Annotated in this window: 8 protein-coding genes; 1 reads left to right on the forward strand and 7 read right to left on the reverse strand. The window is 49.9% G+C overall.

The features are described 5' to 3' along the window. The 5 genes from IQ268_RS22685 to leuS form a co-directional block, all read right to left on the reverse strand. Window positions 1–3,117 (reverse strand): calcium-binding protein (locus tag IQ268_RS22685; RefSeq protein ID WP_305082386.1); only part of this gene is annotated, 3,117 nt, incomplete at its 3' end. A gap of 679 nt (window positions 3,118–3,796) precedes the next feature. Further along, window positions 3,797–5,584: a pyruvate kinase gene (gene pyk, locus IQ268_RS22690; protein WP_193884016.1), complete on the reverse strand. Its 1,788-nt coding sequence runs from the start codon at window positions 5,582–5,584 to the stop codon at window positions 3,797–3,799. 378 nt (window positions 5,585–5,962) lie between these two features. Then, complete coding sequence (locus IQ268_RS22695) at window positions 5,963–6,754, reverse strand: COP23 domain-containing protein (protein WP_193884018.1); 792 nt, start codon at window positions 6,752–6,754, stop codon at window positions 5,963–5,965. Window positions 6,755–7,279: 525 nt separating this feature from the next. Continuing rightward, window positions 7,280–7,957: a hypothetical protein gene (locus IQ268_RS22700; protein ID WP_193884020.1), complete on the reverse strand. Its 678-nt coding sequence runs from the start codon at window positions 7,955–7,957 to the stop codon at window positions 7,280–7,282. Between the two features lie 247 nt (window positions 7,958–8,204). Beyond that, a complete protein-coding gene (leuS, locus tag IQ268_RS22705) occupies window positions 8,205–10,802 on the reverse strand; it encodes a leucine--tRNA ligase (RefSeq protein WP_193884022.1) in 2,598 nt (865 codons plus the stop codon). Window positions 10,803–11,062: 260 nt separating this feature from the next. Between leuS and IQ268_RS22710 the strand changes: the two genes are divergently transcribed. Next, a complete protein-coding gene (locus tag IQ268_RS22710; RefSeq protein ID WP_193884025.1) occupies window positions 11,063–11,491 on the forward strand; it encodes a gamma-glutamylcyclotransferase in 429 nt (142 codons plus the stop codon). Window positions 11,492–11,530: 39 nt separating this feature from the next. On the opposite strand, the gene IQ268_RS22715 is transcribed toward IQ268_RS22710, so the two are convergent. Then, window positions 11,531–12,115, reverse strand: coding sequence for an anti-sigma factor (locus IQ268_RS22715; protein WP_193884027.1), 585 nt, complete (start codon window positions 12,113–12,115; stop codon window positions 11,531–11,533). 220 nt (window positions 12,116–12,335) lie between these two features. Beyond that, entirely contained in the window at window positions 12,336–12,992 is a 657-nt protein-coding gene (locus tag IQ268_RS22720; RefSeq protein ID WP_193884029.1) for a sigma-70 family RNA polymerase sigma factor, read from the reverse strand. Between the last annotated feature and the right edge of the window lie 241 nt (window positions 12,993–13,233).

The following is a 13,233-nucleotide window of genomic DNA, read 5'->3' on the forward strand; positions in this document are numbered from 1 at the left end:
ATTTCCGACCCCACCCTCTAGAATGTCATTACCTGCCCCTCCATCCAGGGTGTCGTTCCCAGCCAGACCAATCAGCGTATTGTTACCTTCATTTCCAGTGATAACATTATCTAGACCATTGCCTGTACCGTTGATGTTGCCTGATCCAGCCAGTAAGGTCAAATTCTCCAAGTTGGCACCCAGCGTATAGCTGGCGGCACTCGAATTGACTAGATCTGTTCCTTGGTTGCTTCCTTCTGTCACGGTATCATTGGTGCTGTTAACAAAGTAGGTGTCGTTTCCAGCACCGCCTTGCATAACATCGTCACCGTCGCCACCGTCAAGAATGTCATTACCGCCACCGCCGATCAGCAGATCGTTTCCAGCCAGACCAGTCAAGGTATTATCTTGATCATTACCAGTAATAGTATTGTCCAGGCTGTTTCCCGTACCGCTAATGGCTGCTCCAAGCAGCGTTAGGTTTTCAACATTGCCGCCAAGTGTGTAGCTAGCTGCACTCGAGTTAACTAAATCAATGCCTTGATTGGGTGCTTCAGTGACGGTATCCCCAGAGCTATCCACAAAGTAAACATCGTTACCAGCACCACCGTCCAGGGTGTCATTACCAGCACCACCGTCCAGGATGTCATTGCCATCACCACCTTTCAGGGTATCATTCCCGGCATTTCCAATTAAGGTATCGTCTCCGCCGTTCCCTGTCAGTACGTTGTTGGCATCATTACCAGTAATAGTATTGTTGCCGTTGTTGCCAACACCGTTGATATTTGAGCTTCCTTGAAGCGTCAGATTTTCAACATTAGCGCCAATAGTGAACGTAGCACCGTTCAAAACACTTATTGCAAAAACACTGTCAATCCCCTCACCAGGATTTTCATTGGCGCTATCGTTGACATTGTCAAAGTAGTAAATGTCATCTCCAGATCCGCCAAACATAGTGTCAACACCAGCACGGCCATCCAGCACATCATTCCCGGCACCGCCAGACAATGTGTTATTACCGCTGTTGCCTATAATGGTGTTAGCCAAGGCATTGCCAGTACCATTGATGTTGGTTGTCCCAGTTAACGTTAAATTCTCAACATTAGCGCCATTGGTGCTGAGATCAAATGAAACATTAGAGCTGACGGTATCGATACCTTCACCAACGTTCTCGACAACGAGATCATTGCTGTTGTCTACGGAATAGGTGTCGTCACCCGTTCCCCCACGCATGGTGTCGATGCCTGTCCCGCCAATCAGCGTATCGTCGCCAGCTCCTCCATTTAAGATATCGTTGCCTGCTCCACCGTTTAAGACATTGTTGCCGCTATTGCCAACAATGGTATTGTTCAGCTCATTTCCAGTTCCATTAAAACTGGCTGTTCCAGCAAGAGTAAGATTCTCAAGATTGACCCCCAGTGTAAAGCTAACACTGGCTATAACAGTGTCAATACCTTCTTCAAACCCCTCATTGACAGTGTCTTCACCATCATTCACATAGTATGTATCATTTCCAATTCCGCCAAAGAGGCGATCGATTCCGGCTCCTCCATCGAGAGAATCGTCACCAGCACCGCCAATCAGAGTATCATCTCCCTCCAACCCCAACAGGATGTTGTTGCCGCTGTTGCCAGTGATGATATTGGCCAGGCTGTTACCAGAACCGCTAAAGTTACCGCCTTCAGACAGAACCAGATTTTCAAGATTGCTGCCTAGCGTGTAGCTCTGCAAACTAGAAATGACGGTATCAATACCCTGGCTAAAGTTTTCAGACACCGTGTCTGCACCATTATCGACCACATAGGTGTCATTACCCGCACCGCCTGCTAGCGTATCGATTCCAGTACCACCATCGAGATAGTCGTCACCCTCGCCGCCGTTGAGAACGTCATTTCCCGCATCACCAAACAGGCGATCGTTGCCTGCTTCTCCATTCAAACTATTATTGTTGCGGTTCCCAAGAATGGTGTTGTCTAAGCTATTGCCGGTACCATTAATTGCGGCTGCACCGTTCAGGGTCAGGTTTTCAATGTGATCGCTAAGCGTGTAAGAGACACTGGAATTGACGGTATCAATCCCACTGTTGATCTCTTCTTTAATTGCATCTCCCGTGCTGTCCACAAAATAGGTGTCGTTTCCAGCACCACCTGACATCACATCGTTGCCAGTGCCGCCATCTAAGATATCATCACCAGCACCACCCTCTAAATTATCGTTGCCTCCACCGCCTTGAATAGTATCGTTACCCGCTCCACCAGACAGAAAGTTGTTGCCATCGTTTCCAACAATGGCGTTGTTCAGATCATTACCTGACCCGTTGATGTTGGCGTTGCCAGTTAAGATCAAAGTCTCAACGTTAGCACTCAGCACAAATGAGGCGCTGGCATAAACCGTATCGTTACCGCCGCCAGTCTCTTCAATGACAGCATCGCTTGCATTATCGACGATATAAATATCGTCGCCATCACCGCCAACGAGGACATCTGCCCCGGTACCACCGTCTAGGAAATCGTTACCAGCATTACCCTGGAGCGTATCATTGCCAGCATCACCTTGCAGTTGATCGTCACCTTCTCTACCCAAGAGAAGATCATCGCCTTCTCCACCCAAGAGAACATCATTGCCAGTGCCGCCGTCCAGCGTGTCATTGCCGCCCAAGCCGTTGAGACGGTTGTTGGCTGCGTTACCAATGATGTTATTGTCTGAGGCGTTTCCTGTGCCGTCCTGTGCAGTGTTACCGACTAACAATAAGTTCTCAACATTGTCGCTGAGCGTAAAGCTAACTGAGGCTCGAACCGTATCGATACCCTGACCTGCTTGCTCAACGGTCACGTCACGGACATCATCAACAATGTAGAGGTCATCACCACTACCACCAATGAGGCGATCGGCACCCTCACCACCATCCAGGATATCGGCACCACCCCCTCCTTTGAGTGTGTCGTTGCCTTTACCCCCTTCGAGTTTATCCTTGCCGCTTCCACCGTTTAGCAGGTCGTTACCATCCAACCCCAGCAGACGATCGTTGCCACCCAACCCAAAGAGTCCGTCCCGTCCCTTGGTTCCTTTTAATTTGTCTTTTCTAGAAGTGCCTTTTCTAAAAATGCCTTTTTTAGAAATAGTCTTTTTAGTTGCCATGGTTAATCATCCTTAAGTTCGAACCAAATTAGGTTAAGCAACGACAAATCAAACGAACCCACATAGACGGAAGCAGCTTGCACAGTGATATATACTCACTGAGCAGGCAACGTAGATAAATAAGCATGAAAATCAGTGGCTTAGACTGTGAATTCTCACTAGAATTCTTCAGCCCAATCCAAGCCTCGATTGGAGGGACGGCTGTGTTTTTAAGCCACAGAAGCCATTAAAAAAAGATTGATTTGCTTGACCGAACCGTTTTCATAAAGCCCAAACAAATCATCTATAGAGTTCCCTATAATGTCTTAAATGCGACAAACTGAAGCTTTTGGCTTGGGCAATTCAACGGAGTCAATCCATCCCAAAAAAGAGTTTACGTCATACATTAAGTGTTCAAGCCTAGATTACCCATGTCTGTTGAAGTAAATGACACAGGCTCATAAGTTGTCTGGCAGAACTGGTTCCAGGGATTGTCTTCCTTGTACAAAACTGGCTGCGATCAAGGTCAAACTGTTTCAGTAGTTTTGTTGCCAAACAGGTTAAGTAGTGTTGAAAACACGGGTGCTAACTCAGAGCGCTTCAACCACTAGAACACGTTCCAGAAGAAACCCTGAATGAACCCTGCTCTGGGAGCAATGGGCTTGCACAACAAGTAACGCCAGTGCTGCAATTTACATCACTAAACTGATAAAGCAGCATCAGTTTGAGCCGTTCCTAGTGCGCCAGAATAAACTAACCCCCGCTGCATATCTAACGTTAAGATTGCACCGTCTCGAATGACTTCGGTTGCATTCTTCACACCCACAATCACGGGTACGCCAAGACGAAGACCGATCACTGCTGCATGACTGGTCAAGCTGTCATCTTCTGTGACAATACCCGATGCCTTGCGAATGGCCTCAACAAAATCGGCGCTGGTTCTGGCGGTTACCAAGATTTCTCCCGCATTAAAGTTACTCACTTCCATGCCATTATGGGCTACTCTGGCTCTGCCGCTGACCGCCCCTTGCCCAATCCCAATGCCTTTACCCAGGACAGCAGTTACTACTTCTACTTTAATTAAGTCAGTAGATCCCGCTACGCCCTGGAGCGTACCTGCCGTCATAACAACCAGATCACCTTCGTTGAGTAAGTCCTTTTCTTGGGCAACGTTAAGCGCGGCCTGGAACGTTTGCCCTGTGGATGGTAAATCCAGAACCAGCAACGGTTTAACCCCCCACACTAGCTGTAACTGACGCGCCACGTCTACATGAGGTGTGATCGCCAAAATCGGCTTTTTAGGACGGAATTTGGAAACATTGCGGGCTGTTGCCCCGGTCTTGGTTAAAGTCATAATGGCAGCCGCTTCTAACTGCTCTGCAATATGACTCACCGCCTGACTAATTGCATTGGGAATCGATCGCCTGGGTGAATCTTCCAGCAGTCGGCGATCGGGCTGTTCTTGCTCAATCCGTAAAGCGATGCGCGCCATTGTTTCAACGGCTTGTACCGGATACTTTCCAACGGCCGTTTCGTTTGAAAGCATTACGGCATCGGTTCCATCTAGAATCGCATTTGCCACGTCTGAAATTTCAGCCCGAGTCGGACGGGGACTGTGAACCATGCTATCTAGCATCTGCGTTGCCGTAATCACCGGAATGCCGAGGCGATTTGCCGTCCGAATCAAGCGCTTTTGTAAGACTGGAACATCCTCTGCCGGGAGTTCAACCCCCAGATCGCCCCTAGCGACCATTACGCCATCACAAATCGATAGAATGGCTTCCATCTGTTCGATCGCTTCATGCTTTTCGATCTTGGCGATAACGGGCACATTTTTGCCAGCGCTAGAGATCAATTCCTTGATTTCTAGTACATCTTGCGGATTTCGAACAAAGCTTAAAGCAACCCAGTCTACGCCCTGATCGAGACCAAACATAAGATCAGTCCGATCTTTTTCGGTCAGCGCTTTAATCGATAAATAAACGCCAGGAAAGTTTACCCCTTTGTTGTTGGACAGCACTCCTTCAACGGTGACGCGGCAGTGCAATTCTCGTTTAGCTCGGTCTACCTTTTCCACATACATTTCAACTCGGCCATCGTCGAGCAAAATAGCAGAGCCAGAGGGAACTTCATCGGCTAGTGGCTCGTATGTCACAGAACTGATGTGCTGCGTGCCGGGCATTAACCGACTGGTCAGAATAAAGGGATCACCCTTCTTCAAGGTAATTGAGCCGTTTTCAAATCGGCCTAATCTAATTTTTGGCCCTTGCAGGTCTTGTAAAATCCCAACGGGTTGGTTGAGTTCAAACGACACTTGCCGAATCAGACGAATGCTGCGCTGATGATCCTCATGGGTTCCATGAGAAAAGTTGAGCCGCAAGGTGGTTGCTCCAGCTTCAATCAGTTCGCGAAGCACTTCTGGGCTGCTAGTGGCTGGACCAATGGTTGCTACGATTTTTGTCCGACGCAGGGAGTGTTGCAGTGGCATGAACATTCCAGAAGTAGAAAGAGGCGCAGAAGGTTACGGGAGCCTGTTCTAAAAGCAAGCAGGCAAAAGGGATAGTATCACGTTTAGCGAAGCCCTTACTCACTAATATCTCCCACTTCTGATGCTCCGCCATGGAAAATCATGGATTTCGCGATTTCTTCATGCGGCGTCTTCATCTTACTGCGGTTTCAGAACGGCCACTGACGATCATCCAGACTCTTGCCTGCGATCGCATCCTGAGCATTCCGCTAACCAACCCAGCATCAATTTACCCCTTCAGCAAGCCAGGGCACCCAACAAAGGTGCCCTGGCCGGTAGCGGCGTGGATTTGTAACGGGCTGCCCCATCCTCAGCGGCGCTCTTGCCCGTGTTAGCCCCTTAGCGGAAGCCGTCTGGATTAAGCCGAGGTGCAGGTTGGCTGGAGGCACCAGTCAATCTCGATCCAGTTCCGCCATCGGCTGTGTCTAGAAACGGACGAAGGTCAATGCTGGCGGCTCCAGATGTTCGCCCTCTGCGACCAGATAGCGTTGATAGATCGACACCGAACGCATCGCCCAGGCGATTCAAAATGCCGCCTCGTCCCTCATCGGTGTAGGTTACCACCGAGTCTGTTTGCTGCCCACTGTCGGCAACAGCCAGGTTCTCGAAGACGCGATCGCGGGTAATGAGGGGGTCTTGACCGGGGGGCACAGTCAGCACAATCCGGCAAGTTGGTACTTGCTGAGTGGTAACGCAAACCGTGTTATAGCCATTCTCCAGCCCGGTCTGCATTTCCAACAAACCATCTGGACGATACGTTTCTAGGCGACGGCTGATTTCGTTACAACGGCGATCGGGTGTCCAACCACCGCCCAGTTCAGTCGGCGTAGCCCACGGATACGCCTGCCCTGGCTGGCTTTGCGGATAATACAACACCTTGTATTGACCATCCACCATCTGGCAAGCAAACCGAGTATCACCAGAAACCTGAGGATACTCGGTTGGTGCAGGGGATTGAGTGTCTACTTGAGCCATTAAAGATGGCGATCCAGAAGTATTCGCATGAGCAACGCCTGCGGGCAAGACGGCAACACTGCTACCCAGCATCAGCATGGCACTGGCTGAAAGGCTGAGTGTTTTAACCCCTGCGGTGAATGCACCTTGACGACGCTCAACTAGTTGTGATGGCATGAACTTTAGTCGCATACCCTAAATTCCTCATGAGTTCAATTGAAAATACAGCGCAGCAGGCGGCAAGCGGAACGAAGCGGAGCTAATAGGACTAACTTTCCTAGTTTATAAGGACGCGAGAGTAGCGCCTCTAGTGCCCGTCTTGCTGCCCTGACTCAGGGTTTTGCAGCCGATCGAAGCATAAGTTTTATGAAACAGAATACAAACTAATCCGTATTTTTTGGGTGGTTTACTGCGATCGCTGCATCTTCAACAACACAACCACCGTAGAATCAAGCTTTCAGGTTTACAGATCAAGTGTATTCATTAGCAACAGTTATAGCACCTGGCTAAACCTGGCATGAAGTTTTATAACAAGAATTTGTGCTTCTTGTTACACTGTTTTACGGAAAAGGAATTAACGGTGATGTTGATATCCTTATCACCCCCTGCCGCTTGGGAACGCGCAGTTCGGGTTTCTTCTAATTGAGTAGACAACGTTAATGGATAATACTGAGCTGGCTACACAACAAGCCGGCTCTTTTTTTATTTGAATGATAGGTTCTCTAAAATGAGGCTTGCTCTTGGTTCAAAACCATTGGCTTGGTCGGCAGGATAATAGGTCACAGCATAAAAGATTTGGCCATCTTCTTCACCAATAAACGCAGAGCCTGTAATGATCCCCGTTTCGGTTTGCTGCTGAAATACAATTTTTTCTCGTGCCCAGGGATAGGACACAACCTCTGTCCGATCCAGCATGATCCAGTTGTTGCGAACAAACAGTCCTTGCTCACCTAAAAGCAGGTCTTGTACTTGTGCAACAGTGTCAGCTTCGGCTGGAACTACAATTTCGACATAGGCATTGTGAGCAGTGCTCGCCGTAGACTTGAAGTCAAACTTTGCCCCTTTGGCTTCATTAGAAGCAATCGCTTCTGCCGTAAAATCTGGAGATGGAATATAAGTAACGAAGGGCAGGTTATCTACATCAAACAGAGATAACTCAACTTGAGCGGATTCGCCCTCTACGTTCATGCGAGCCAACTTTGTCTCCGGTCGGGCTGGTTCAGCCGAATCAGCATCTGCCGAACTAGCAGCAGGGCTAGAGGTATCCTGATCTGCTACAGAATCACGGTTTGAAGACGTTGAGTGGTTAGAGGATGTGCAAGCCGCGACGGACATCACTAATAGAGCAGTAAACAGACCGGACAGATAACGCGACTTCACACAAGTCCTCCATGTGCTGATTGCTACGAACAAGGTTGGTTGCTCTGCTTCATAGGCAGTGGTTATGGCGATCGTTCACTGGGGATGTGTTTGTTTCGCTACCGAGTTTATTTTGCCATACAACCAGGAGGCTAGGATCTTACCTTAGTCGGAAGTCTGCTGCTAGCACCGTTAGCAGCCAACGCCAAGGAATACAGATACCAGCCCTTAACTGAAGGACAAGAGTGATGAGGCGATCGCCAGTCACTCAGGCGACTACAAAATTGACCAGCTTACCTGGAACCACAATCACCTTCTTAATCGCTTTATCTGCGATATAGCGTTGCGCCAACTCTGATTCACGAGCATAGGCTTCCAGTTCCGCTTTACTAGCCTGAGCAGAAACTGGAATCGTTCCTCTCGTCTTGCCATTCACCTGAATCACGAGCGAGATTTCATCTACAACCAGTGCGGCTGGATCATAAGTAGACCAGGCTTGCTGGTGAATAGAACCGGGACGAGCCAGACTATGCCACAGTTCTTCTGTGATGTGAGGCGCAAAGGGAGCCATCAGCCTCAGCAACGTCTCAATGCCTTCAGCGTAAATCGGCGAGTCTTTACACTTAGCGTCTGTCAATGCATTGCTCAGTTTCATCAACTCAGATACGGCTGTATTAAACTGATAGCCTTCTTCTACATCTTCGGTGATTTGTTGAATCGCATAGTGAATCGCATAGCGTAAGTCTTTTTCAGCGTTCGTCAACGAGTTGTTTACAGAGGCAGGGGACGGGGCAGTGCCGCTACTGGGTTGACGCTCGGCGAACTCCATGACCAACCGCCAGACTCGGTTGAGGAAACGGAACTGACCTTCTACATCCGCATCATCCCATTCCAAATCTTTCTCTGGAGGTGCTTTGAACAAAATGAACATTCGCGCTGTGTCTGCTCCGTACTTTGTCAACACATCTTCTGGCGCAACACCGTTGCCCTTGGATTTAGACATGGTGGCATAAAGTCGCTCTAACGGTTCTCCGGTCTGGGGATCAATCGGATTAGCAGGATCGACCAGGTTCGATGGAATCCATTTATCTTTGCCACCCTTATTGGGATTCATGTAAGTCAACCCTTGCACCATACCCTGAGTCAACAGACGCTGGAACGGCTCATCAATCGATAACAAGCCGCGATCGCGCAAAAACTTGGTAAAGAAGCGCGAATACAGCAAGTGCAAGATGGCATGTTCAATACCGCCAACGTACTGGTCAACGGGCATTAAGTCATTGGCTTTTGCTGAATTGAAAACCTGCTGCTCATTAGTGGCATCAGTAAAGCGCAAGAAGTACCACGAAGAATCGATGAATGTGTCCATCGTGTCGGTTTCCCGTGTTGCGGGGGTACCACAGCTTGGGCAAGGCACATTCGTCCACGACTCCAACTTAGCCAATGGGGAAGCTCCCCGTCCGCTGAGATCAACCTCTTCTGGAAGCCGCACGGGTAACTCAACCTCAGGAACTGGCACAATACCACAACTCGGACAGTGAATTACCGGAATGGGCACGCCCCAATACCGTTGCCGAGAAATTAACCAGTCCCGCAGGCGGTAGTTCACCATCCGCTTTCCTTTGCCGTTTGCCTCCAGCCAGTTGATGGCAACATCAACACTTTGATTAGCACCTTTTCCGGCAGTCACGCCATTCAACGGGCCAGAATTGACCATTGCCCCATCGCCAGGGTAGGCGGCGGTCATTGTCTCGGAATCGAGAGGTTGATCTGCGGGTTGAACCACCACCTGAATCGGCAGGTTAAACGTTTTGGCGAACTCAAAGTCTCTCTGGTCGTGGGCTGGTACAGCCATAATCGCGCCTGTCCCGTAGCCCATCAACACATAGTCTGCAATCCAGATGGGAATTTTCTGGTCATTGACTGGATTGATGGCATAGCTGCCCGTCCACACGCCCGTTTTTTCACGCTCCTCAGCGGTGCGATCGATCTCGCTCTTGTCAGCCGCTTCAGCCTGGTACGCTTTAATCTGGTCTGCTTGCTCTGCGGTAGTCAACGTTTCGACCAGGGGATGCTCCGGCGAAAGCACCATAAAGGTTGCGCCCCAAAGAGTGTCCGGACGGGTTGTAAAGACCGTCAACGCATCGCCCATCTCCGTTTGAAAGTAAACTTCTGCCCCGGTAGATTTGCCGATCCAGTTTTCCTGCATCAGCTTGACGCGATCGGGCCATCCGTCTAATTTCTCCAAATCCGTCAAAAGCTGTTCCGCATAGTCTGTAATCTTAAGGAACCACTGACGCAGCAACCGCCGTTCCACCTTGGCTCCCGATCGCCACGATCGCCCTTCGCTATCAACCTGCTCGTTCGCCAAAACAGTTTGGTCAACAGGGTCCCAGTTAACCGCCGCTTCTTTTTGGTAAGCCAGACCTGCTTTCAAAAACTCTAGAAAGATCCACTGTGTCCAGCGGTAGTAGTCGGGTGAGCAAGTTGCCACTTCCCGCTTCCAGTCATAGGACAACCCCAAACGCTTCAGTTCTGCTCGCATCTGAGCAATATTCTGGTACGTCCATTTCGCCGGATGAACACCACGATCGATCGCCGCATTTTCGGCAGGCAAGCCAAATGCATCCCACCCCATTGGATGGAGAACTCGATACCCCTGCATCCGGCGGACTCTGGCAATCACGTCTGTAATCGTGTAGTTACGGACGTGACCCATGTGCAAACTGCCAGACGGATAGGGAAACATGGACAGCGCATAAAACTTGGGTTTGTTCTGTTCTTCTGGGGTATCGTCTATCCCCTGCTCAGCCCAAACCTGCTGCCATTTCTCCTCAATTTCTGCCGGGTTATATCGGGACTCCACGGACGGAACTCCTCTGTAAGGGACTAACTGCTCTGTCTCATCATTCTAAATGAGGATGCGGAGGATCGAGAGGATTAGCAAACGGGAAGCAAGATAGGGTGCCGGAGCCATACACTGTTTTGAGATTGTTCGAGTGTTGTTGGATTTTAGAGTTCGGGTCTTACAGGTTCAAGGCTGGCTACTCAACCGCCAGGACACGCAGTCAGCATCCAGGCTATTCTGCTGTTTGGATTACTTAAGTTAAAAGGCGTTTGGATCGCATGAACAGCTTGCCGCCCCCATCTGAACGGCTCCAGGTGTTCGTATATGGAACGCTCAAGCCGGGAGGGATTTACTATCGTCATTATTGCGAAGCAATAGTCATAGACGCGCATCCGGCGATCGCCTTTGGGCAACTGTTCGATTTACCGCTGGGATATCCAGCGATGACTACAGGCGACCGCCCTGTCTATGGGTTTGTCTTGAGCTTTGCCGACTGGAGCATCCTCACAGCGCTGGATCATCTGGAGGGTTATGATCCTCAGCGTCCAGCAGCCGAAAATGAATATACGCGACAACTGGTCGAAATCAACGATCTCGACCAGCAACCGCTAGGAATGGCGTGGGTTTATATGATGACCGTCGAACAGGTAACCCAATTAGGTGGTGCCCTGGTTCCAAGCGGAAACTGGTCTGGAAAGCAGACTTAACCAGGGCATTGACCTGACGACCAGCCTAGCAGCACAGACTTAACGGATTTCGCTACCAGGCTGAAACATAATTTCGGTACTCAACCTGCTGGGTGAAGAAACCGGTGCTTTTGGGATCTCAACCACCGGGCGATCGAGTGCAATCATCAGCGCATCTGAAGCCACTTCACCCGATCCAGCGTCGATCGCCATTTGGTGAATGGGTTGGTCTAACCCGGGCAGGTTGCCCAGCACAGCACTAACCAGCATCGCAGCAACCGCCACTCCTCCCCAGGCCAACAGGCGCTTGGGTCGGCGCTCAATTCGCGAGATGACTCGCTCCACCGTTTGCTCCAGGGGCTGCTCAGAGCAGGGAACGGGTAGATTTCGCATTCCCTGACGCAGTTTGAGCAGTCTCGCATAGAGACGTTGAACGACCGGGTCATGCTCTAGCCAATCCTCTACTTGGCGACGCTCGGCTGCTGTAATCTCACCGTCCAGGTAAGCACTCAACAGTTCGAAGCGATCGCGCTTCAAATTATCCAACGCAACCAGAGGCTGCTGGCCGCTCCCATTGGTCATCGCTTGGGAATCTTGCGGGAGTGGCTGCTTGGAATCGTTACACGCATCAAAATTAGAGGTCATCTTTGGAGTCTTAAGATTCAGAGATCAATGGTGGATCAAACGAATGAACGAGCAGACACTATCTTGCCATCAAGATCACATAATAGAGAAACTATAGCGAAACAGATACTATCTGATCGTCACAATCGTCACACCAATCGTTAATCCAGACTCGTTGGGCTGCAAATTTACGTTAGATATCCGGTACAGAGATGCAGCACACGAACGTCACCGCTTACCGCTACCGACCGTCTAGGTAGTTTTGCAACTGACTTTGCAGCCGTTGACGAGCTCTGGCAATCCTGGATTTTACTGTGCCCAGAGAAACGCCTGTAATCTCGGCAATTTCTTCGTAGGCCATTCCCTCGATTTCCCGTAACACAATCGTGGTTCGGAAGACTTCAGGAAGGTCAGCGATCGCTTCCCGGAGCTGATCGTAAAATTCCCGTGTAATAAGCTCTTCCGCTGGACCAGGGTTATCGCAGGCGATTTCCCAATCCATGTCCCCATCCTCCACGCTCCGAGGTGCATCTAGCGAAAGGGGGCTGCTCGTCCGCTTACGCTTACGCAGCTCGTCATAAAATAAGTTCGTGGCAATCCGGCTGAGCCAGCCGCGAAATTTTGCAGGCTCTTGCAACCGCTTCACATTGCGATAGACCCGAATCCAAACTTCCTGCGCCAAGTCTGCTCGATCGGACCAGTCGGGAGCCAGGTGATAGAGTACTTTCTCCACATGGGACTGATAGCGACGAAGCAGTTCTGCGAAAGCACCTTTCTCAGGACGTAAACCAGCCTGACACTTCAAAATTAGGTCATAATTTGAAAGTTTTTCCGGCGGCACAGACGTCTGAGGATCTGCCTCAACAGTAGACCAAGATACAGGAAGAGCGGGACTCATGGGCAAGACTTGGCTCTGAGATATTCCATTACTAGGAGACGCTGGCATTTCTACTGAAGTTCCTACGTAATTGCTAAGGTTTATCAATTCGCTTCTGCCGATGCAATCTCTAATCACACAATCAGCACCATCGTCAGAAGAATTTAATAAATGCACTGGACAGCCTTACTCTAATACTTGGGACCTATCCGGATGATTTGCAGATGGACGGTTTTTGATCCGCACATCTACTGCCCACAGC

It is taken from the genome of Oculatella sp. LEGE 06141, from assembly GCF_015207605.1.
Lineage (GTDB): Bacteria > Cyanobacteriota > Cyanobacteriia > Elainellales > Elainellaceae > Oculatella.